21 protein-coding genes are annotated in these 19682 nt (G+C 71.3%); 11 read left to right on the top strand and 10 right to left on the bottom strand.

Annotated features, from left to right (window positions below):
* The first annotated feature begins 96 nt into the window (after window positions 1-96).
* Window positions 97-798: an FCD domain-containing protein gene (locus ABZ840_RS16525; RefSeq protein ID WP_361559749.1), complete on the top strand. Its 702-nt coding sequence runs from the start codon at window positions 97-99 to the stop codon at window positions 796-798.
* A gap of 17 nt (window positions 799-815) precedes the next feature.
* Here the strand turns inward: ABZ840_RS16525 and ABZ840_RS16520 are convergent, their stop codons facing one another.
* The 3 genes from ABZ840_RS16520 to ABZ840_RS16510 all read right to left on the bottom strand — a co-directional run bounded on the left by ABZ840_RS16520 (window position 816) and on the right by ABZ840_RS16510 (window position 3940).
* Window positions 816-1028, bottom strand: a complete 213-nt coding sequence (locus ABZ840_RS16520) for a hypothetical protein (RefSeq protein ID WP_052863805.1) — start codon at window positions 1026-1028, stop codon at window positions 816-818.
* A 44-nt stretch (window positions 1029-1072) separates the two neighbouring features.
* On the bottom strand, window positions 1073-2275 hold the full coding sequence (locus tag ABZ840_RS16515; protein WP_361559746.1) for a transposase: 1203 nt from the start codon (window positions 2273-2275) through the stop codon (window positions 1073-1075).
* A gap of 66 nt (window positions 2276-2341) precedes the next feature.
* Window positions 2342-3940 carry a methylmalonyl-CoA mutase family protein gene (locus tag ABZ840_RS16510; protein ID WP_361559743.1) on the bottom strand — a complete coding sequence of 533 codons (1599 nt, stop codon included), beginning with the start codon at window positions 3938-3940 and terminating at the stop codon, window positions 2342-2344.
* A 205-nt stretch (window positions 3941-4145) separates the two neighbouring features.
* Between ABZ840_RS16510 and ABZ840_RS16505 the strand changes: the two genes are divergently transcribed.
* On the top strand, window positions 4146-4973 hold the full coding sequence (locus ABZ840_RS16505) for a L,D-transpeptidase family protein (protein WP_361559740.1): 828 nt from the start codon (window positions 4146-4148) through the stop codon (window positions 4971-4973).
* A 280-nt stretch (window positions 4974-5253) separates the two neighbouring features.
* Here the strand turns inward: ABZ840_RS16505 and ABZ840_RS16500 are convergent, their stop codons facing one another.
* From ABZ840_RS16500 to ABZ840_RS16475, 6 genes are all read right to left on the bottom strand, one after another.
* Window positions 5254-6399, bottom strand: coding sequence for a hypothetical protein (locus tag ABZ840_RS16500; protein WP_361559737.1), 1146 nt, complete (start codon window positions 6397-6399; stop codon window positions 5254-5256).
* On the bottom strand, window positions 6399-7193 hold the full coding sequence (locus ABZ840_RS16495; RefSeq protein ID WP_361559734.1) for an RNA polymerase sigma factor: 795 nt from the start codon (window positions 7191-7193) through the stop codon (window positions 6399-6401). Before ABZ840_RS16495 ends, ABZ840_RS16500 begins: the two co-directional genes overlap by 1 nt.
* Before the next feature lie 378 nt (window positions 7194-7571).
* On the bottom strand, window positions 7572-8426 hold the full coding sequence (locus ABZ840_RS16490; RefSeq protein ID WP_361559731.1) for a hypothetical protein: 855 nt from the start codon (window positions 8424-8426) through the stop codon (window positions 7572-7574).
* 10 nt (window positions 8427-8436) lie between these two features.
* Window positions 8437-9063, bottom strand: a complete 627-nt coding sequence (locus ABZ840_RS16485) for a sigma factor-like helix-turn-helix DNA-binding protein (protein WP_361559728.1) — start codon at window positions 9061-9063, stop codon at window positions 8437-8439.
* 211 nt (window positions 9064-9274) lie between these two features.
* The gene (locus ABZ840_RS16480) at window positions 9275-9847 is read right to left on the bottom strand and encodes a hypothetical protein (protein WP_361559725.1); all 573 of its coding nucleotides are present in this window, start codon (window positions 9845-9847) and stop codon (window positions 9275-9277) included.
* A 119-nt stretch (window positions 9848-9966) separates the two neighbouring features.
* The gene (locus tag ABZ840_RS16475; RefSeq protein ID WP_361559722.1) at window positions 9967-11625 is read right to left on the bottom strand and encodes a glycoside hydrolase family 20 protein; all 1659 of its coding nucleotides are present in this window, start codon (window positions 11623-11625) and stop codon (window positions 9967-9969) included.
* Window positions 11626-12022: 397 nt separating this feature from the next.
* On the opposite strand from ABZ840_RS16475, the gene ABZ840_RS16470 reads away from it, so the two are divergent.
* The 9 genes from ABZ840_RS16470 (at window position 12023) to ABZ840_RS16430 (ending at window position 18788) form a co-directional block, all read left to right on the top strand.
* Window positions 12023-12517, top strand: coding sequence for a 2-oxo-4-hydroxy-4-carboxy-5-ureidoimidazoline decarboxylase (locus tag ABZ840_RS16470; RefSeq protein ID WP_361559719.1), 495 nt, complete (start codon window positions 12023-12025; stop codon window positions 12515-12517).
* A gap of 180 nt (window positions 12518-12697) precedes the next feature.
* Window positions 12698-13078, top strand: a complete 381-nt coding sequence (gene sdhC, locus ABZ840_RS16465) for a succinate dehydrogenase, cytochrome b556 subunit (RefSeq protein ID WP_361559716.1) — start codon at window positions 12698-12700, stop codon at window positions 13076-13078.
* A gap of 9 nt (window positions 13079-13087) precedes the next feature.
* Window positions 13088-13558, top strand: a complete 471-nt coding sequence (locus ABZ840_RS16460) for a succinate dehydrogenase hydrophobic membrane anchor subunit (RefSeq protein ID WP_030254128.1) — start codon at window positions 13088-13090, stop codon at window positions 13556-13558.
* A 20-nt stretch (window positions 13559-13578) separates the two neighbouring features.
* On the top strand, window positions 13579-15333 hold the full coding sequence (gene sdhA, locus ABZ840_RS16455; protein ID WP_361559712.1) for a succinate dehydrogenase flavoprotein subunit: 1755 nt from the start codon (window positions 13579-13581) through the stop codon (window positions 15331-15333).
* Entirely contained in the window at window positions 15333-16109 is a 777-nt protein-coding gene (locus tag ABZ840_RS16450) for a succinate dehydrogenase iron-sulfur subunit (RefSeq protein WP_361559709.1), read from the top strand. The genes sdhA and ABZ840_RS16450 overlap by 1 nt, the downstream gene beginning before the upstream one ends.
* Before the next feature lie 103 nt (window positions 16110-16212).
* Window positions 16213-17028, top strand: a complete 816-nt coding sequence (locus tag ABZ840_RS16445) for an alpha/beta hydrolase (RefSeq protein WP_361559706.1) — start codon at window positions 16213-16215, stop codon at window positions 17026-17028.
* A 132-nt stretch (window positions 17029-17160) separates the two neighbouring features.
* On the top strand, window positions 17161-17565 hold the full coding sequence (locus ABZ840_RS16440; protein ID WP_361559703.1) for a hypothetical protein: 405 nt from the start codon (window positions 17161-17163) through the stop codon (window positions 17563-17565).
* Between the two features lie 4 nt (window positions 17566-17569).
* Window positions 17570-18040, top strand: coding sequence for a DCC1-like thiol-disulfide oxidoreductase family protein (locus ABZ840_RS16435; RefSeq protein ID WP_361559700.1), 471 nt, complete (start codon window positions 17570-17572; stop codon window positions 18038-18040).
* Window positions 18033-18788, top strand: a complete 756-nt coding sequence (locus tag ABZ840_RS16430; RefSeq protein WP_361559697.1) for a TetR family transcriptional regulator — start codon at window positions 18033-18035, stop codon at window positions 18786-18788. The genes ABZ840_RS16435 and ABZ840_RS16430 overlap by 8 nt, the downstream gene beginning before the upstream one ends.
* Here the strand turns inward: ABZ840_RS16430 and ABZ840_RS16425 are convergent.
* The gene (locus ABZ840_RS16425) at window positions 18719-19615 is read right to left on the bottom strand and encodes a hypothetical protein (RefSeq protein ID WP_361559694.1); all 897 of its coding nucleotides are present in this window, start codon (window positions 19613-19615) and stop codon (window positions 18719-18721) included. The two genes, ABZ840_RS16430 and ABZ840_RS16425, sit on opposite strands and share 70 nt — an antisense overlap.
* Window positions 19616-19682: the final 67 nt, after the last annotated feature.

The raw sequence follows: 19682 nt of genomic DNA, 5'->3' as shown, positions 1-19682 counted from the left end.
GCTCCACTGAAACCCATTAGGTACGACGTATTCAAGAGTCTGTGACGCAAACGTCATACTTAATCTTCCCGAGACTCGGGAACGTAGGCTTATCGCATGGAAAACGCGGGGCAGGGACTGCATGCGAGGGTGCTGGAGTCCCTCGGGCCGGAGATCACAGCCGGCGAGCACCGGCCGGGCTCGGTCCTGCGCACCGACGAGCTGGCCCAGCGCTACGACGTCTCCCGCACGGTCATCCGGGAGGCGGTACGGGTCCTGGAGTCCATGCACCTGGTGGAATCCCGGCGCCGGGTGGGCGTGACCGTCCGCCCCACCGAGGAGTGGAACGTCTACGACCCGCGGGTCATCCGCTGGCGGCTGGCCGGCGCCGACCGCGCCCGGCAGCTCCGCTCCCTCACCGTGCTCCGCTGCGCCGTCGAGCCGGTCGCGGCGGGACTGGCGGCCCGGCACGCCACGCCGGAGCAGTGCGCGGCGCTCACCGAGCACGCGATGGGCATGGTGGCCACCTCACGCGGCCAGCAGCTGGAGGCGTACCTCGTCCACGACACCGACTTCCACAAGACGCTGCTGACGGCCTCGGGCAACGAGATGTTCGCCCGTCTGCACGAAGTGGTGGCGGCGATCCTGACCGGCCGCACCCACCACCACGTGATGTTCACCGACCCCGACCCGGCGGCGGTCACCCTGCACGTCCAGGTCGCCGAGGCGATCCGCACCGGCGACGCGGCCCGCGCCGAGGAGCTGACCCGCGAGATCACCGTCGGCGCGATGGCCGAACTGGACATCCTCGCGCCCTGACGGGCCGGGCGCGCGCCTCAGAACAACGGCTGCTGCCCCGGAAACGGCGGCTCCTCCGGATCGAACAGCTTCTCCGCCGGCGCCATCATGGGCGCCATCCGCCGCGACCCGGGACACGAGATCAGCTCCAGGCCGGTACGCCGCCCCGGCGGATCGTGCCGAGCGAACCGCCCGTTGACCACGGCGATGTCTCTGGTGCAGACGGGACACTTACGACGGGGTGAGGACATGACACCAGTTTGACTGCTTCCCCGACCGACGGGGAATTCCTGGCTCACGCTGCCCGGCCGCTCAGCGAGCGATCGGGTCTTACGCGATCAGCACCAGCCGGGTCCAGACCGGCCCGGACGAGCATCATGCGTGCGGAGTTCTTGTCTCTGGGGGAAACGGCTCCGCATACCGTGCAGGTGTAGGTACGTTCCGACAACTGCAGGGCGTGCTTGGCTCTCGCTCCGCACCGTGCGCAGTCAGTGGTGGTATGCGCGGGGTGCACCAGCCGTAGATCGCGGGTGTGCTTGCGCGCCATGGTGATGAGTTCATGTTTGGCTGCGGAGACCGCCGCATCGGCCGCTTTACGAGCCATGGTGGACGAGGCGAGGAACCTCGGGCGGAAGTCCTCCACCGCGATCCGGTCGAAATCGCGGGTGATCCGTTTGGCCCACTTGCGCGTGGCGTCCTGCCGCTGCCGGGCGATCTTCTTGTGCACCCTCGCGGCCCCTTGCTTGGCGCGACGGTAGCCCTTGGAGGCGACGTGCCCGCGTTCGGGCTTCCTCCGCGCCATCATCCGCTGGTAGCGGGCCAGTTTTCCGGCCGCGCTCTTCCCGTACTCGGGGTGCGGCAGGTCATGGGCATCGCTGCTTGTGGTCGCGATCTCCTTCACGCCCCAGTCCACGCCGATCGCCGCTCCGGTCCGCGGCAGCGGCTCGATCTGGGCGGGGACGACGAACGAGGCGTACCAGTGGCCGAGACTGTCACGGTGGGCTCGGACGCTGGACGGTTCGTCGGGCAACTCGCGGGACCACACCACCGTCAGCACGACCCCGCCCGCCAGGCACAACCGCCCGTCTCTCAGACGGAAGCCCCGCCGCGTGTAGTTCAGCGTGGGATCCGCCAGCGCCTTCTTCTTGAACTTCGGCATCCCCGCCCGCTGCCGCATCGGCAGCCGAGCCTTGGTGTCTTTCCACGCCTTGGCGCGGGACCTGCCGAAGTCTCGGACGATCTGCTGCTGAGGCACCGAACCGCCGGAGCGCAGCCATTCGTGCTCAGCGCGCCAGCCCGTCAGCATCCTGTCCAAGGCTGCCGGACCGCACTTTCCCCCGGCCTTGTGCACAGCCTTGGACACAGCGACACACTGATTCCACACCCACCGGCACCGGTCCCACTCGGCAAGCAGCAGAGCCAGGGCGGTGGAGGACACTCGCAGGCGGAAGGCGTACCGGACGTACCCGGCCCCTTCCACCTCCTGCGGCACCTTCACACCGCCACCGTACAGACACAACGGGCGACAACAGCCTGCATTTCACCCGGCTGATCGCCGGAAGGGTCAGAACGCGTCCGTCGGGACGTAAGCGCCCCAGACCTCTCGCAGGGTGTTGCAGACCTCGCCGACCGTTGCCCTGGCCTTCAGGGCGTCCTTCATCGGGTACAGGACGTTGTCCGTGCCCTCCGCGGCCTTCTTCAGGTCCTCCAGCGCGGCGTCCACCGCGGCCTGGTCGCGCTCGTCCCGCAGCTTCTTCAGGCGTTCGGCCTGCTGGGCCTCGATGGCCGGGTCGACGCGGTGCGGCTCGTACAGCTCCTCCTCGTCGAGCTGGTAGCGGTTGACGCCGACGACCACGCGCTCGCCGGAGTCGGTCTCCTGGGCGATGCGGTACGCGCTGCGCTCGATCTCGTTCTTCTGGAAGCCGTTCTCGATGGCGGCGACGGCACCGCCCAGGTCCTCGACCCTGCCCATCAGTTCGACGGCGGCGGCCTCGACGTCGTCGGTCATCTTCTCCACGACGTAGGACCCGGCGAACGGGTCGACGGTGGCGGTGACGTCGGTCTCGTACGCGAGGACCTGCTGCGTACGCAGCGCCAGCCGGGCCGACTTGTCGGTCGGCAGCGCGATGGCCTCGTCGAAGGAGTTGGTGTGCAGCGACTGGGTGCCGCCGAGGACGGCGGCCAGGCCCTGGACGGCCACGCGTACGAGGTTGACCTCGGGCTGCTGGGCCGTCAGCTGCACGCCGGCGGTCTGCGTGTGGAAGCGCAGCATGAGCGACTTGGGGTTCTTGGCGCCGAACTCCTCCTTCATGACGCGGGCCCAGATCCGGCGCGCCGCACGGAACTTGGCCACCTCTTCGAGGATCGTCGTGCGGGAGACGAAGAAGAAGGAGAGGCGCGGGGCGAAGTCGTCGACGTCCATGCCTGCGGCGACGGCGGTGCGTACGTACTCGATGCCGTCCGCGAGGGTGAACGCGATCTCCTGCGCGGGCGAGGCGCCGGCCTCGGCCATGTGGTAGCCGGAGATCGAGATGGTGTTCCACTTCGGGATCTCGGCCTTGCAGTACTTGAAGATGTCGGCGATCAGGCGCAGCGAGGGCTTGGGCGGGAAGATGTACGTGCCGCGGGCGATGTACTCCTTGAGCACGTCGTTCTGGATGGTGCCGGTGAGCTTGGCGGGGTCCACGCCCTGCTCCTCGCCGACCAGTTGGTACAGGAGCAGCAGCAGGGCGCCCGGCGCGTTGATGGTCATCGAGGTGGAGACCTTGTCCAGCGGGATGCCGTCGAACAGCACCCGCATGTCCTCGATGGAGTCGATCGCCACGCCCACCTTGCCGACCTCGCCGGAGGCGATCGGCGCGTCGGAGTCGTGGCCCATCTGGGTCGGCAGGTCGAAGGCGACCGAGAGGCCCATCGTGCCGTTCTCGATCAGCTGCTTGTAGCGCGCGTTGGACTCCCTGGCCGTACCGAAGCCGGCGTACTGGCGCATCGTCCACGGGCGTCCGGTGTACATCGTGGGGTACACGCCACGGGTGTAGGGGTACGCACCGGGCTCGCCCAGCTTGTCCGCGGCGTCCCAGTCGCCGAGCGCGTCCGGCCCGTAGACGGGTTCGATGGGCAAACCGCTCTCGGTGTGCCGAGAACTGCCGGTCTCGCGCGCCATGGTGCCTGCCTCCCGCTGTGCTACTGCTTCAAAAATGCTGGACTACTACTCAGTAATGAAGAGCGTTTGCGACGGACTGTAGCGGCGCCCGTGCGCCCCGTGGAGGGGCGCGGCCTGGGACCTTGCTCACAGCATGACGGCAGGTTCCGCGGGCCGCAGTGCCGGGAAGCATGAGGAGGGGCGGGTGAGACCACAGGGGTGGGACATGCATCGCAGCGAAGCGTTCCGCACGCTGACCGGCACGCTGGTGCTGGCCGCCGTTCTGACATCGACGACGGGCTGCAAGGAGATGCGGATACGGGTCGATGACGGCAAGGGAGCCGGGCGGACCGCCACGGCCCTGCCGACCGCACCGGCCGCGCCGCCCTCGTCCCGCGCGGCGGACCCCACACCCGCGGCTCCGAAGCCGGTACTGGCTCAGGGCGCCCGGAGCGAGCAGGTGCGCGAGCTGCAGGCGCGCCTGCGCCAGGTGAAGCACTTCGACCGGAATCCCACGGGGTACTACGGTCCGGTCACCGCCGCCGCGGTCTCGGACTTCCAGCGCGCCCAGGGCCTGCCCCGCACGGGCACCGTGGACACGGCGACGCTGAGCGCCCTGCGCGTACGGACGCACACGCCGACACGGAGCGAGCTGTATCCGCCGACCACCAGGCCGGCCGCGGCGCCGGACAAGCGCTGCATGACGGGCCGCGTGATCTGCATCAGCAAGACGAGTGACACGCTGACATGGATGGTTGACGGCCGGGCCGTCTCGGCGATGGACGTGCGCTTCGGCTCGCAGTACACGCCCACCCGCGAGGGCACCTTCGCCATCACCTTCAAGAGCCGCCACCACGTCTCGACGATCTACGACACGCCGATGCCGTACGCGATGTTCTTCAGCGGCGGCCAGGCGATCCACTACTCCGCCGACTTCGCGGCCCACGGCTACTCCGGCGCCTCCCACGGCTGCGTGAACGTCCGCGACAAGAAGAAGATCGCCACCCTGTTCAACGAGGTCAGCCCAGGCACCAAGGTCGTCATATACAAGTAGCGGCCCCGCCTGCGAATAGCCGAACCGCCACAAACAACCGCACCGCAACCACCAATTGAGCAACCCCAACGGCGAGCAATGGGCTCCGCGAAAGCGGCGGCGGTTTAGCCGCAAAGAAGGGGCGCGAGCGGGGCCGGGGGAACGTGCCCCGCTCGCGCCGACGCGCGGTGCCGTAGGTACGGGGGGAACCCCGGCGCCCGCGCAGCCGATGACCAGTCGGCTTCAGTACGTACAGCGTCACGGGTTCAAAAAACGTCACACCCGATGGTCAGGAGGGGTGTCAGCCGGTCGGGGAGGGGGTGGCGGAGGACGTCTTCGTGGCGTCCGTGGACTCGGGCGACGGGGTCGCCGTGGTGGCGTCCGGGGTCGGGGTGACGCTCGGCGCGTAGCCTGGGTGGCTTTCGTCGTCGTCGCTCTGGCCGCCGCCCGAGGTGCTGCCCCCGGAGCCGCTGTCGCCGTCGGGTCCGCCGTCGCCCGATGTGCCGTCACCGGAGGAACCGGTGCCGCCCGTGAGGCCGGCGGAGCCGCCGGTGGTGTCCCCGGAGCCGCCGAGCCCGCCGGTCAGGCCGTTCTGCTGGAGGTACCGCCGGCAGAAGGCGTGCAGCCGGTCGGCGCCGCCGGCCGTGCGCTCCAGGCGGCGTACCCGGTCCCGGTCGCCGGAGTCGACGCGGCCCGCTTCGTAGTCGCGGCAGAGGGCGAGTACGGCCGCCTTTCGCTTGGCCTGGTCACTGCCGTCCGCGTCCTTCCCGCCGGGGGTGAGGTCCGGTACGGGAATGTCCACGGCTTCGTCGTCGCCGTCGCGGCCGGGTGTCGGCCGCCCGTCGGGGCGCCCGGGCGTGGTGGGGGTCGCGGGGTGCGCGGGGTCGGCGTCGGTGCCGGCGTCCGGTGCGCGGGTGCCGCCGTCCGAGGCGTCGGGGGCGGGGGCCCGGCTCTCCAGGGGGTTGGGGGTGACGGCGGCGGAGACGCTGGGGGACGGGCCGGGCTCGCCGCCGCGGAAGGGGGTGGGAAGGACTCCGGTACCGGTGGCGACGGCGACGCCGCCGAGGGCGCAGCCGGCGAGCGCGACGGCGAGGCCGCGCCGGAAGGGGCGGCCGAGGCGGGTGCGTTCGGAGGTGCGGGACGCGCCGCCGCCGGGCACGGACCGCACCACGGGTATCCCGTCCTCCGAGGCGCTCTCCGCCGCGCCGGCGGCCGTGGCCGTGTCGCGCGTAGACCTGCCCGCCGAAGCCTGCCGGAAAGCGGCGACGGCGGCTTCCTCGCCGGGGAGCGCGGTGTCGGGAGAGGGGGCGGCGGCCGTTCTGGCGGCCGCGTCGAGCAGGTCGTCGAGTTCTTCCGCGCCGCGGCCGAGTCCGGCATCGACCCGTTCGCCACGCAGCAAACGCTCCGCGGCGTCCTCGTCGAGCCAGTTGTACCGGTCGTCGGCCATCACATGTCCTTCTGCGTACGTGCGGCCGTTTCCGTCACACCAGGTACGCACGGTTCCGTTCCGCCGCTGCGGCGTGCACGGCCCTGGGGAGGCACCCCGCCCACAGGCCCGTCGGCCGGCTGCTCCCCTGCTACAGGACGGTCGGGAAGCCCTTCCGGTTGCTCCGGCGGAACACCTCCTTCACCGGGCGCCGCGTCCTCCCCCCGCCCGGTGATCAACTCCGCGAGCCGGCGCAGTCCGCGGTGGGCCGCGGTCCGCACGGCGCCCGGGCGCTTGCCGAGCACCCCGGCCGCGCTCTTGGCGTCGAGCCCGACGACCACGCGCAGCACGACCGCCTCGGCCTGGTCCTGCGGCAGCTGGGAGATCAGCCGGAACGCGCGGCCCGTACCGAGCGACTCCAGGGCCTCGTCAACGGTGTCGGACGGGCCCGGCTTGTCGGCCAGTTCGCTCTCGTCGCCGCCGATGGCCGGGCGGCGGCCGCGCATGCGGATGTGGTCCAGGGCGCGGTTGCGGGCGATGCGGGCGGCCCAGCCGCGGAAGCGGTCGGCGTCGCCGCTGAACCGGACGAGGTCCCGGGTGATCTGCAGCCAGGCCTCGGAGGCGACATCCTCCGCGTCCGCTTCGCCCACCAGGGTCCGCACATATCCCAGAAGTCGCGGATGTACGGCCCGGTAGACGGTACGGAAGGCCGCCTCGTCGCCGTCCTGTGCCGCCTGTACGGCGACCGTCAACCGGCTGTCGTCCGGCTGAGTGTCGTCCCCTTGCACGGGTCCATCCTGTCGCACGCGGAGCATCCGCTGCCCGGTCGTTGCTGCCTACGTCTGCTGCCGTCATCCGGCTACCGCAGGTAAACGAACTGCTTATGGCGCCGACGGTATCCCGTGGTGCCACCTACGCCGAAGTAAGTACGTCCGGCCCGTCCGCCGGCCCCGGCGGGCCGCCGCATGACGCGTGACGAGCGCACCGACCGGCGCGGACCTGCACGTTACGGGCATCGGCTGCCCTGCGTCCAGAGTCATCGGGAAGCGGCCGTCCGTACGGCGTGTGACGCCACTGTGACGCTTTCGGCCCTGCCGACGCTGTAGAGGATGAGGGCCCGGTGCGGCCCTCCCATGAACGACGGCCGGGGCCTCTCCTGTGGGGGGTGGCGGCCCCGGCCGTCCCCCTCCCCCTCACTTCTCCCGGGCTTCGCGCGCCTGCTGCGCCGTCTCCGGCCCGGCGGGGCGCGCCGGCTTCTCGTGGCGCTGCTCGTGGTGGCGCGTCGTACTGCCGTGGCGCGCCCCGTCTCCATGGTGCGCCTTCTGGGGGCGGCCCTTGCCGTGGCCGTGGCGCCGCTCCCCGTCGCGCTTCTTGCCGTCGTACGTCCTGTCCCCGTCGCGCTTCCGGTCCTCGTCGCGCTTGCCGTCGGGGCCCTTGCCGCCGGGCCGCTCGCCCTCGCTCTGTTTGCCGAGCCGACTCTTGCCGTTGTCGTGGCCCTTGCCCTGGTGCCCCTTGCCCTTGGGGTGGCCCTTCCCGTCGTGCCACGTGCCGTCGTGGTCCTGCCCGCCCCGGCCCTGCCCGTCGTGCTTCTTCGTCTGCGGCGGTTCCGGGGAGGTGTGCGGGGGCTTGATGAGGGGGGCCACGGGGTCCGTGGGCGAGGAGGGGCGGAGGGACGGGGGTGTCGCGCGGCCGGGCGCGGTGGGCGACGGGCGGGGCCGCTCCGGGGCGCTGCCGTGCAGGCCGCCCATCGACGCCACGGCGACGCCGCCCAGCGTCACCGAGGTCAGCAGCGCCCCGACAGCGGCGCGTACCGGCCATCCGACGCGCCGTGTCGCACGCGGGCGCCGGTCGTCGCGCCGCCCGGCGCCCGCCGCGTGCTCCCGGGCGTCCCGGGCCGCGCGGAACGCGGCGACCGCCCGTCGTTCTCCTTCGGGGGTGACGGCGGAGCCGGCCCGCACCGCGGCACCGAGCAGTTCGCCCAGCGCGGCGGGGCCGCCCCCGTCGTCGTCAGCGGGCGCCGCACCGGCACTCCTGGAACCGCCACCCATGCGTGGCCCCTCACCTTCTCCTCTTGTCCCTCGTTCCGCTTCGGTCTTCCCCGTTTCCCCGTTCGTCCAGCCGTGCCGCCAGCCGCCGCAGCCCCCGGTGGGCCGACGCCCGTACGGCCTCGGGCCGCTGCCCCAGGACCCGGGCGGCCGCCGGGCCGTCGAGGCCGACCACGACACGCAGCAGCACTGCCTCGCTCTGATCGCGCGGCAGCCCCGCGATCAGCTCCAGCGCCCGCCCGGCCGATTCCGGCCCACCCGGCTCCGGCCCGTCCGGCTCCGGCCCGTCCGGCTCCGGCCCGTCCGGCTCCGGCTCCGGCGCGGCGGCCCGCCGTCCCGCTTCCGGGCGGCGTGGCGCGGCCGGCGTCCGGTGCCGGGCGACGGCCGTGGCCCAGCCGCGGAACGCCGCGCCGTCGCCGCGGAACTGTCCGAGGTCGCGGGCGATCTCCTGCCACGCCTCGGCCGCCACGGTCTCGGCCGCTTCGCCGACGAGTCCGCGCAGATAGCCGAGCAGCCCCGGCTGCACCAGGCGGTACGCGACCGCGAAGGCGGCCTCGTCCCCCTGCTGAGCCCGTGCCACGGCCGCGCCCAGCTCCCCGTCGTGCGCCGATGCGCGACGCGGTTCCGCTCTCCGGCCCAACCGCTGTCCTCTTCATGCGTCCAGGTCCGAGACACCCGTCGTGGCGTGGCACGGATCAGGGCGTCCGTGCCCCCGATGTCATCAGCGTGGGAACGGACGGAAATGTCACAGTGTCGCGGGCGCCGAGCCGCCGGTACCCCCGTGACCAGCAACGACGGACGCCGGCCGCGGCACGTGGCCGGCCGGCGTCCGATCGGGGAGGTGAAAAGGCTCAGACGGCCCCGCGGGCCTGCCGTGAGACGACGGCGCGCACCACGCGGCGGCCCTCGGCGGAGAGCTCCACCGCCTGCCGCAGGCCCACGGAGCCGTGCGCGGAGAGCAGTTCCAGGATGGTCGTCTGCCGCCGGAGTTCGGCCTCGACCAGCGGCGTCATGCCGTCCGTACGGCCCGCGCGGCGGTCCTCCAGGGTGTACGTGACCGCGTCCGTGGCGCCGGGGTCGAGCAGGCTGTGGATGCGGAGCGCCGCGAGGGAGCAGTCGTCGGCCCAGGCGCGCAGCGCCGCGTCGTCGGAGCGGTCGGCCGGCGCGCCGTCGGCCATCCGGCGGGCCAGCGCCGCGGGGTCCTCGGTGCCCGGCGCGGCGTCGGCCGGCGCCTGCGGCAGCAGGGCCCGTACCGCGGTCAGCTGGGGGCTCCATGCCGTGCCGTCCGCCGTCAGGCTCGCCCACAGCGGGCGCAGCGCGTCGTCGTCGGCGCCGAGCAGCGGCAGACAGCGGTCCAGGCAGGCGAGACCGCTCGCCGCCAGCCCGCGCGCATCGGCACGCGCGACCAGTTCCACCAGGCTCATGACGTACGCCTTCCCCTTCGCAGCCGGGCACTTCCTTGCTGCGCCGTACAGCGTGCCGGGGCGCAGGAACGTCACAGCGGACCGTGACATACCGGGGGAAAGGCGTACGTCAGGGCCGTTCAGCGGGCGGGTGCCACCGTCGCGGCCCGGGACGTGAAGTCGGTCCAGGACAGCTGCGGCTTCCGCGGGTCCCAGACCTTCTGGGAGAGCGCGACGAGCGGCATCCGGATGCCGCGGGCGACCTGCTCGGTGGTCTGGGACTGCGGGAGGTCGCCCCAGACGCCGAGGCGGGCGCCGGGGACGCGGTCGGGCCCGGCGAGCGAGGCGGCCACCGGGCTGCTGCCGCGCAGCACGGCCGGGGTCCACTCCTTGTAGATGCGCTCGCCGGTCGGGTAGGTGAAGTCGTTCGGCTGGCCGAGCACGTAGTAGAGGTACTCGTCGTTGAGGTTCACGACCGTGCGCCCCGCCTTCAGGAACGGGGCGGGTTCGTTCGCGCCGATCTCCTTGCCGGTCCAGTACGCGACCGTACGGTCCTTGGCGGGGGTGACCACCTTGCTGTCGTGGAAGCCGTCGTTCCAGGCCTCGACCTGCTGCACTCCCGCGTTGCGCAGGGTCTTCTCGCGGTCGTTGAGCCAGCCGGTCGTCAGGTCCTGGACGGTGGCCTTGGCGCCGTACTTCTTCGTGGCGGCGCGGGCGAGCTGCGGGTAGGTGGCGCCGGGGGACTTCACCGTCAGGGCGCGGTACTCGTCGCCGCCCAGGTGCCAGTGCGGTCCGGGCACGCCCTCCTCGGCGAACAGCTTCGCGTACTCCTTGAGCAGGTCGTCGACGATCCGCGCGGCCTTGGGCTGCGAGATGTCGATCGCGCCGCGCTGGGAGGTGCCGGCGGCGCTGCGCAGCTGGAGCGAGGGGTGCTTGTCGATCACCGCGCCGAGGTGGCCCGGGGAGTCCAGCTCGGGGATGACGGTGATGTGCAGTTCGCGGGCGAGCTTCACCAGGTGGCGTACTTGCGCCTTGGTGAGGTGGTCCTTCGAAACGATTTCCGGGTGGCTGGAGCTCTCGATCCGGAACGCCTGGTCGTCGGAGAAGTGCAGCTGGAGCTGGTTGAGCTTGAGATCGGCCATTTCCCGGATGCGCTTCTCCAGCCAGTCGGCCGTGTAGTGCTTGCGGGCGATGTCCATGAGCAGGCCGCGCTGGGCCCGGTCGGGGCGGTCCTCGATGGTGCCCTCGGGGACGCCGTTCGCGGCGCGTACGGACTGCACGACCGTGCGAGTGGCGTTGAAGACGCCGGTGTCGGTGGGCGCGGTCAGGGTGAGCCGGGTGTCGCGAGCGGTGATCGTGTAGGCCTCGTCGGCGGTGCTCGCGGGGGCCGCGTTGTTCGCCTTCGCGGCCTTGCCCTTGCCGGAGACCGCCAGCTCGATGTCGCCGGGCCGGGCGTCGTCCTGCCAGGACAGCTTCAGGCCGCCGAGGTCGGCGGCGAGCCGGCGGGCCTCGTCGGCGAGCGGGCTGTCCTGGCCCGCGGGGACGACGACGCGTGCGTTCTTCGAGACCCGCCAGCCGTTCCCGTCGGCCGCCTTGAAGGAGCGGACTGCGGGGATCGTGCGCGGGGCTCCCTTGACCGCGGCCCAGCGGGGCGTGGGCGCGGCGGAGGACGCGGCGGACGTGGGGGACTTTGAATCCTGGCTTCCGCTGCCGCTGCCGCGCTGTCCGGAGTCGCCGGAGCAGCCGGTGATGGTCAGGGCCGAGGCGGCCAGTGCCACCCATGCCGTCAACTTCCTCATCTACGCAAACCTCCCTTTCCAGGGCGAAGTATGACCAGCTGGAGAAACGTCTCGTCCACTACGCGCGCGAAAGCTCTCTCATCCGGGTGAAATTCGCGCATCCGTCGGACAGAGTCCGACTCCCGTCGTTACGGTGACGATTCGCCCGCCCGTCACCGAGCCTCCATGCCCAGAAGACGGCGCGAGCGCCGGCAGTCCCCCCTTCCTCAGTGCCCTCGCCACCCTGACGGTGTGGCCGCCCTGACCGGAGAAGCGGACCGCGCACCCCACTCCGGGTCGCCCCCCATGCATCCCGAAATCCGAGGAGTTCACGCTGTCCGACGAGTCCCCCGCCCGGCCGACCACTCTGCCCACTGCCCGGCCCGGCATACCCTCGCAGACGTGCCGCCCGCGGCGGGTGGCGCCGGACGGCGCGCCCGGACTCGACCGTTTCAATTCGGCCGCCGCCGGAGCCGCCGAGACCGCGCTGCTGGCCTGCTGCGGAAGCCGCCGCTGGGCCCGCCGGATCGCCGCGCACCGCCCGTATCCCGACCTGGAAGCGCTGCTGGCGGCCGCCGACGAGGCCAGTTACGACCTCAGCCCGGCCGACCTCGCCGAGGCGCTGGCCGAGGAGTCCGTGTCGCCGCAGCCGCTCGCGGGCGCCCGCGGCCGCGGCACCCTCGCGGCCCACACCGCACTGCGCGCCGCCCACGCGGAGTACGAGCGCCGCTTCCGCCATGTCTTCGTGATCTGCCTGGACGGACTGCGCGAGGACCGACTGCTGGACCACGTACTGAGCGGTATCCGGGACCGGCTGGCGCACGAGCCGGACGAGGAGCGCGCCGTCGCCGCCGAGGAACTGCGCCGGATCGCCCGCGGCCGCCTCGCCCAGCTTGTCGGTCAAGGTCCCTGATAGCCCGTTTCCTCCCTGTCCGATAGTCCGTCCGTGCTTGTTTGATCACACCTGAGGACCCCGGCGGGAGGAACCGACAAGTCGTCGCTACGATGGCCAGGGCCGGTGGACCGTACCCGGCCGGGCCAGACCGACAGTGAAGCCGGCAGGCCCCAGTCCCCGCTCCCGGAGGGTTTTTCCGTGCCGGCTGGAACGCTGTATCGCGGCCGGGAAGGTATGTGGTCCTGGGTGGCTCATCGAGTCACCGGCGTCCTCATTTTCTTCTTCCTGTTCGTGCACGTGCTCGACACCGCTCTCGTTCGCGTCTCCCCCGAGGCCTACGACGACGTAGTCGCTACCTACAAGACGCCCCTCGTCAACGTGATGGAGTACGGCCTCGTGGCCGCCATCCTCTTCCACGCGCTCAATGGCCTGCGCGTCGTGGCCGTGGACTTCTGGTCCAAGGGCACGCGGTACCAGAAGCAGCTGCTGTGGACCGTTGTCGGTGTCTGGGCCGTCCTGATGGCCGGCGCCTTCTACCCCGTGCTGCAGCACACCCTGCGCACGCTGTTCGGGAGCTGATGAAGCGCGATGTCCTCTGCTGAGACGACTCCTGTGAACGACTCCGTGTCCCTGTACGACGTGGACAACCCGGCTCCCGTCATCGAGCCGCCCCGCGCCCGTACGAAGAAGACCCCGCGGTCGACCCGGACCAACTTCGAGCTGTACGGCTGGCTGTTCATGCGGCTGTCCGGCATCGTGCTGGTCGTCCTGGTCCTCGGCCACCTGCTGGTCCAGCTGGTGCTGGACGGCGGCGTGAGCAAGATCGGCTTCGCCTTCGTGGCGGGCCGCTGGGCCTCGCCGTTCTGGCAGGCCTGGGATCTGATCATGCTGTGGCTCGCGATGCTGCACGGCGCGAACGGCCTGCGCACGGTCATCAACGACTACGCGCAGCGGGACAACACCCGCTTCTGGCTGAAGATGCTGCTGTACGCCGCCACGGTGTTCACCGTCCTTCTGGGCACGCTGGTGATCTTCACCTTCGACCCGAACATCCGCTAAAGCCGGGGCTGACTGGAACAATGAAGATCCACAAGTACGACACCGTCATCGTCGGCGCGGGTGGCGCCGGCATGCGCGCGGCCATCGAGTCGACGAAGCGCAGCCGCACCGCCGTCCTGACGAAGCTCTACCCCACTCGCTCCCACACCGGCGCGGCGCAGGGCGGCATGGCCGCCGCCCTGGCGAACGTCGAGGAGGACAACTGGGAGTGGCACACCTTCGACACGATCAAGGGTGGCGACTACCTGGTCGACCAGGACGCCGCCGAGATCCTCGCGAAGGAGGCCATCGACTCGGTCCTCGACCTGGAGAAGATGGGCCTGCCGTTCAACCGGACCCCGAACGGCACCATCGACCAGCGCCGCTTCGGCGGTCACTCCCGTAACCACGGTGAGGCCCCGGTCCGCCGGTCCTGCTACGCCTCGGACCGCACCGGCCACATGATCCTCCAGACGCTGTACCAGAACTGCGTCAAGGAGGGCGTGGAGTTCTTCAACGAGTTCTACGTCCTGGACCTGCTGCTGAACGAGGTCGACGGGGTCAAGAAGTCCGCCGGTGTCGTCGCCTACGAGCTGGCGACCGGCGAGATCCACGTCTTCCAGGCGAAGTCGATCATCTTCGCGTCCGGCGGCACCGGCAAGTTCTTCAAGGTGACCTCCAACGCGCACACCCTGACCGGTGACGGCCAGGCCGCCGCCTGGCGCCGCGGGCTGCCGCTGGAGGACATGGAGTTCTTCCAGTTCCACCCGACCGGCATCTGGCGGATGGGCATCCTGCTGACGGAGGGCGCCCGTGGTGAGGGCGGCATCCTCCGCAACAAGGACGGCGAGCGCTTCATGGAGAAGTACGCGCCGGTCATGAAGGACCTCGCCTCGCGTGACGTCGTCTCGCGCTCCATCTACACGGAGATCCGCGAGGGCCGTGGCTGCGGTCCCGAGGGCGACCACGTCTACCTCGACCTCACCCACCTGCCGCCGGAGCAGCTGGACGCCAAGCTGCCCGACATCACCGAGTTCGCGCGGACCTACCTCGGCATCGAGCCCTACACGGACCCGATCCCGATCCAGCCGACCGCGCACTACGCCATGGGCGGCATCCCGACCAACGTCGAGGGCGAGGTGCTGGCCGACAACACCACCGTCGTCCCGGGCCTGTACGCCGCCGGCGAGGTCGCCTGTGTCTCCGTGCACGGCGCCAACCGGCTGGGCACGAACTCGCTGCTGGACATCAACGTGTTCGGCCGCCGCGCGGGCATCGCCGCCGCGGAGTACGCGCACAAGAGCGAGTTCGTCGAGCTGCCCGAGAACCCGGCCAAGCAGGTCCAGGACCAGGTCGAGCGGCTGCGCGACTCCAACGGCACGGAGAGCGTCACCAAGCTCCGTACCGAGCTTCAGGAGTGCATGGACGCCAACGTGATGGTGTTCCGCACCGAGCAGACGATCAAGACCGCGGTCGAGAAGATCGGCGAGCTGCGCGAGCGCTACCTGAACGTTTCCGTGCAGGACAAGGGCAAGCGCTTCAACACCGACCTGCTGGAGGCCATCGAGCTGGGCAACCTGCTCGACCTGGCCGAGGTCATGGCGGTCTCCGCACTGGCCCGCAAGGAGTCCCGCGGCGGTCACTACCGCGAGGACTTCCCGAACCGCGACGACGTCAACTTCATGCGGCACACCATGGCGTACCGCGAGGTCGGCGCTGACGGCAAGGAGTCGATCCGTCTCGACTACAAGCCGGTCGTCCAGACCCGCTACCAGCCGATGGAGCGTAAGTACTGATGAGCACCCCCACGCTTGACAAGCACTCGGCGGCACTGGACGCGGCCGAGAGCACCGCTGCCCAGAAGATCACCGTGACCTTCCGGATCCGCCGGTTCAACCCGGAGGTCTCGGCGGACGCGGACTGGCAGGACTTCCAGCTGGAGCTGGACCCCAAGGAGCGCGTGCTCGACGGTCTGCACAAGATCAAGTGGGAGCAGGACGGCACGCTGACCTTCCGCCGCTCCTGCGCGCACGGCATCTGCGGTTCCGACGCCATGCGGATCAACGGCAAGAACCGGCTCGCCTGCAAGACGCTGATCAAGGACATCAACCCTGAGAAGCCGATCACGGTCGAGGCCATCAAGGGCCTGACGGTCCTGAAGGACCTCGTCGTGGACATGGAGCCGTTCTTCCAGGCCTACCGCGACGTGATGCCCTTCCTGATCACGAAGGACACCAACGAGCCGACGCGCGAGCGCCTGCAGACCGCCGAGGACCGCGAGCGCTTCGACGACACCACCAAGTGCATCCTGTGCGCCGCGTGCACGTCCTCGTGCCCGGTGTTCTGGAACGACGGCCAGTACTTCGGCCCGGCGGCGATCGTCAACGCGCACCGCTTCATCTTCGACTCGCGTGACGAGGCGGGTGAGCAGCGCCTGGAGATCCTGAACGACAAGGACGGCGTCTGGCGCTGCCGTACGACCTTCAACTGCACCGACGCGTGCCCCCGTGGCATCGAGGTGACGAAGGCGATCCAGGAGGTCAAGCGAGCGCTGATCACCCGGCGCTTCTAACGGCCTGCGAGCCTGATCCCGCCAAGGGCCCCTGTCCGGATTTCGTTCCGGGCGGGGGCCCTTGGCGTAGGTACGGCGTTCGTCTCGGGGAATGCTCTCCCGTATGACGAACGACACCGCCCCCCTCTCCCCGCACCGACCCCTGCCCCCGCTCTCCGCCACCGTCACCGGATCCGGTCCCGGCATCGTGCTGGCCCACGGTGCCACCGGCAGCATCGACGACAACTTCGCCCGGCTCTTACCGGCGCTCGCCGACTCCGGCCACACCGTCGTCGCGCCCGACTACCCCGGCTCCGGCCGCACCCCGCGCGCCTCCGGCCCGCTCACCCTGGACGCCCTCACCGACGCGGTCGTGGACGGCGCGGTGGCGGCCGGCCTGGAGACGTTCACGCTCATCGGCTACTCGCTCGGCACTGCGGTCGCCGTCCGCGCCGCGACGCGCTATCCGCGCCGGGTCAGCGGCCTCGTCCTCACCGCGGGGCTCGCGGCGCCCGACCGCCGTACGGACCTCTGGCTGGCCCTGTGGCAGCGGCTGCTGGAGCAGGACGACTACACGGGCCTCGCGCTGGCCCGCACGCTCAGCGGCTGGGCCCCCGGCCACCTCGACGGGCTGCCGGCCGACGACGTCGAGACGCTGCTGGACCCCTGCCCCGAGCTGGTGCCGGCCGGCTCGGCCGACCAGGCGGCGCTGGTGCGGACCCTGGACACCCGCGCCGACCTGCCGCGGGTCTCCGCCCCCACACTCGTCATCGCGACCCTCCACGACCAGCTGGTCGACCCGGCGCACTCCCGCTACCTCGCCGACCGCATCCCCGGCGCCCGGTACGCCGGGCTCGCCGCCGGCCACGTGCCGATGCACGAGTGCCCGGACAAGTGGGAGCGGCTGATCACCGACTTCCTCACGGAACACGGCCTCTGACGCCTCCTCCTCTCCCGCTCCCCCTCCCCCGCCCCGCGAAGGGGCGGGCCCCTCTCCCGCACTTGAACATGTTCAAGAAGAGGTCTACTCTCACGACAACGGGGATTTGAACACGTTCAGAAAGGTCGTCCCATGGAGCTCACCGTCGTTGCATATGCGGTATACGCACTGGTCAGCATCGCCCTGACCGTCTGGGTCGCCCGCACCCTCAGCCGGAACGGCCAGGTCTTCCTGGCCGACGTCCTGCGGGGGAACGAAAAGCTCGCGGACGCCGTGAACCACCTGCTCGTCGTCGGCTTCTACCTGGTCAACCTGGGCTTCGTCGCCCTGTACCTGCGCGCCGCCGACGCCGTGACCACCGCACGCGGCCTGGTCGAGACCCTCTCGCTCAAGCTCGGCGTCGTCCTGCTCGTACTGGGCGTCCTGCACCTGGCCAACGTCTACGTCCTCAGCCGCATCCGGCGCCGCGGCGCCATGGAGCGCGAACAGCTGCCGCCGGTCGAGCCGCAGGGCTTCACCGCCCCGGCGCAGGCCTGACGCCATGACAGCGCCGGCGGCACGGCCGCGGACGCCGCTCCGGTCCGTCACCGTGCTCTACGACCCGGACTGCGCGCTCTGCGCCTTCGTACGGGACTGGCTGACCCGGCAGCGCCAGCTGGTCCCCCTCGTCCCGGTCCCGGCCGGCTCGGACGAGGCGCGGCGCCGCTTCCCCGGCCTGGACCACGAGGCCACCTGCCAGGAGATCACCTGCGTCGGCGACGGGGGCCAGGTCTACCGGGGCGCCGCCGCCTGGATCGTCTGCCTCTGGGCGCTGGCCGCCCACCGCGCCACGGCCCACCGCCTCGCCACCCCGGCCGGCGCGCCGCTGGCCAGGGCGGCCGTACTGGCGGCGGCCAAGTACCGCGCGGCGTACCACCCCACGGGTCCCGCACAGGAGCGGGCCGACGGCTGGACGTACGACCGGGCACGGGGCTGGTCGTACGTCCCGGCTAAGGTCAGCCCTTGTGAGTGACGAGACGACCGAGGCTCCCCGGCCCGCCAAGGGCGAGCAGACCCGCACCCGCATCCTCCAGGCCGCGATGAAGCTGTTCGAGGAGCGCGGGTACGACAAGACCACCATGCGGGCCATCGCCCAGGAGGCCGGGGTCTCGGTCGGCAACGCGTACTACTACTTCGCCTCCAAGGAACACCTGATCCAGGGGTTCTACGACCGGATCGCCGACGAGCACCGGACGGCCGCCGCCCGGGTGCTCGCCACGGAGACGGACCTGTCGGCCCGCATCCGCGGGCTGCTGCTCAGCTGGCTGGACGTCGCGGCCCCGTACCACCGGTTCGCCGCGCAGTTCTTCAAGAACGCCGCCGACCCCGACAGCCCGCTCAGCCCCTTCTCGGACGCCTCCGAAGGCCCCCGCGAGGCGGCCGTCGCCCTGTGCCGGGAGGTGCTGGCCGGCGCGGACGTGAAGTCGGCGCCCGAGCTGGCCGACCAGCTCCCCCGGCTGCTCTGGCTCCAGCAGATGGGCCTGGTGCTGTACTGGGTCCACGACCGGTCGCCGGACTGCGCCCGCAGCCGCGCCCTGGTCACCCGTACGGCCCCGCTCGTCGCCCGGCTGATCTCCGCCTCCCGCTTCCGCGTGCTGCGCCCGCTGGTCCGCGAGCTGACGGAGCTGCTGAACGACTTCCTGATGCCAGGTCAGGCGTCCGCGGACTCGCCATCGGTGTCGGACAGCTCCTCGGCTCCCGGCCGACCCCGGTCGGGGTAGCCGCCCGCGCCCCGGCGGGTCACCCGCAGCATCTCGTGCATGGCATCCGCCGTGCCGATGATGTCCTCGAACAGCTCGTTCATGGCGGCCCGGGTCTCATCGAACCAGGCGTCGAACGCCTTGTTGTCGCTCTTCGGCAGCTCGTTGTCGCGCAGCTGCTGCCGCGCGACCTGGTCGATGATGATCGATTCGAGCCTGGCGCCACGGTAGCTCTGCAGCGCCGCACCGCCGCGCCACCCGCTCGTGCCGCAGGTGGCCAGCGCGGACATGACAGCGTTCGACAGCTGCGAGTAGTCGCGGGAGTTCTGGTCGCCGCCCGCGCCCTTCTCGGCGCCCTGCATCGCCGAGCGGTACCGGGCGTGGTCCCGCTTGCGCCCCGCCTCCTCCGCACGGGTCCTCAATTGCTCCAGCCGCTCCTTCACCCCACTCTGTCCCGCCGCGCGGCCCGCCTGCTCCTTGCTGAGGCTCTTGCTCGTCACCTGCTGGTTCAGCTGGCCGATGCGCTCGTCCCGCATGCCCTTCAGCGTCGTGTACGCCTTCATGGCCAGCGCGTCGAGGGCGTTGAAGACGTGCTCGCCCTGCTTCGAGGCGCCAGGGGCCTGCTTCGGGGCGCGCTGGACGTCGGGCGTACCGCCCCGCGCCTGCCGCACCATGCGGGTCACGGCGGCGTTGCCGGCGGCCCGCTGGAGGTCGAGCACCGACGGCACCGGCGCGGCTCCGGCCCTGACCGGGCCCGCCTCGGACCCGGCTGGACGGACCGGGACACGGCCGACGGGCAGCCGGGTGGTCGTGCCGTCGGTGGCCTTGCTGGTGTCCCGTGCGTGCATGGGGTCCTCTATCGCGAGTGGGCAGTTCCTCCCTGGATACGGGGCACGGCGCCGTACGGCCAGGGAT

Origin of the sequence: Streptomyces sp. NPDC047117 (genome assembly GCF_040643545.1) — a bacterium.
Taxonomy (GTDB): domain Bacteria; phylum Actinomycetota; class Actinomycetes; order Streptomycetales; family Streptomycetaceae; genus Streptomyces.
The sequence above is the reverse complement of the archived record's forward strand: the minus strand, read 5'-3'. Positions and strand labels throughout refer to the sequence as shown.

Bases quoted from the DNA above. Each gene is read 5' to 3' on its own strand.
- ABZ840_RS16525 (WP_361559749.1), top strand. From the start codon at position 97: ATGGAAAACGCGGGGCAGGGACTGCATGCGAGGGTGCTGGAGTCCCTC.
- ABZ840_RS16520 (WP_052863805.1), bottom strand. From the start codon at position 1,028: ATGTCCTCACCCCGTCGTAAGTGTCCCGTCTGCACCAGAGACATCGCC.
- ABZ840_RS16510 (WP_361559743.1), bottom strand. From the start codon at position 3,940: ATGGCGCGCGAGACCGGCAGTTCTCGGCACACCGAGAGCGGTTTGCCC.
- ABZ840_RS16505 (WP_361559740.1), top strand. From the start codon at position 4,146: ATGCATCGCAGCGAAGCGTTCCGCACGCTGACCGGCACGCTGGTGCTG.
- ABZ840_RS16500 (WP_361559737.1), bottom strand. From the start codon at position 6,399: ATGGCCGACGACCGGTACAACTGGCTCGACGAGGACGCCGCGGAGCGT.
- ABZ840_RS16495 (WP_361559734.1), bottom strand. From the start codon at position 7,193: ATGCTCCGCGTGCGACAGGATGGACCCGTGCAAGGGGACGACACTCAG.
- ABZ840_RS16490 (WP_361559731.1), bottom strand. From the start codon at position 8,426: ATGGGTGGCGGTTCCAGGAGTGCCGGTGCGGCGCCCGCTGACGACGAC.
- ABZ840_RS16480 (WP_361559725.1), bottom strand. From the start codon at position 9,847: ATGAGCCTGGTGGAACTGGTCGCGCGTGCCGATGCGCGCGGGCTGGCG.
- ABZ840_RS16475 (WP_361559722.1), bottom strand. From the start codon at position 11,625: ATGAGGAAGTTGACGGCATGGGTGGCACTGGCCGCCTCGGCCCTGACC.
- ABZ840_RS16460 (WP_030254128.1), top strand. From the start codon at position 13,088: ATGTCCTCTGCTGAGACGACTCCTGTGAACGACTCCGTGTCCCTGTAC.
- sdhA (WP_361559712.1), top strand. From the start codon at position 13,579: ATGAAGATCCACAAGTACGACACCGTCATCGTCGGCGCGGGTGGCGCC.
- ABZ840_RS16450 (WP_361559709.1), top strand. From the start codon at position 15,333: ATGAGCACCCCCACGCTTGACAAGCACTCGGCGGCACTGGACGCGGCC.
- ABZ840_RS16445 (WP_361559706.1), top strand. From the start codon at position 16,213: ATGACGAACGACACCGCCCCCCTCTCCCCGCACCGACCCCTGCCCCCG.
- ABZ840_RS16440 (WP_361559703.1), top strand. From the start codon at position 17,161: ATGGAGCTCACCGTCGTTGCATATGCGGTATACGCACTGGTCAGCATC.
- ABZ840_RS16435 (WP_361559700.1), top strand. From the start codon at position 17,570: ATGACAGCGCCGGCGGCACGGCCGCGGACGCCGCTCCGGTCCGTCACC.
- ABZ840_RS16425 (WP_361559694.1), bottom strand. From the start codon at position 19,615: ATGCACGCACGGGACACCAGCAAGGCCACCGACGGCACGACCACCCGG.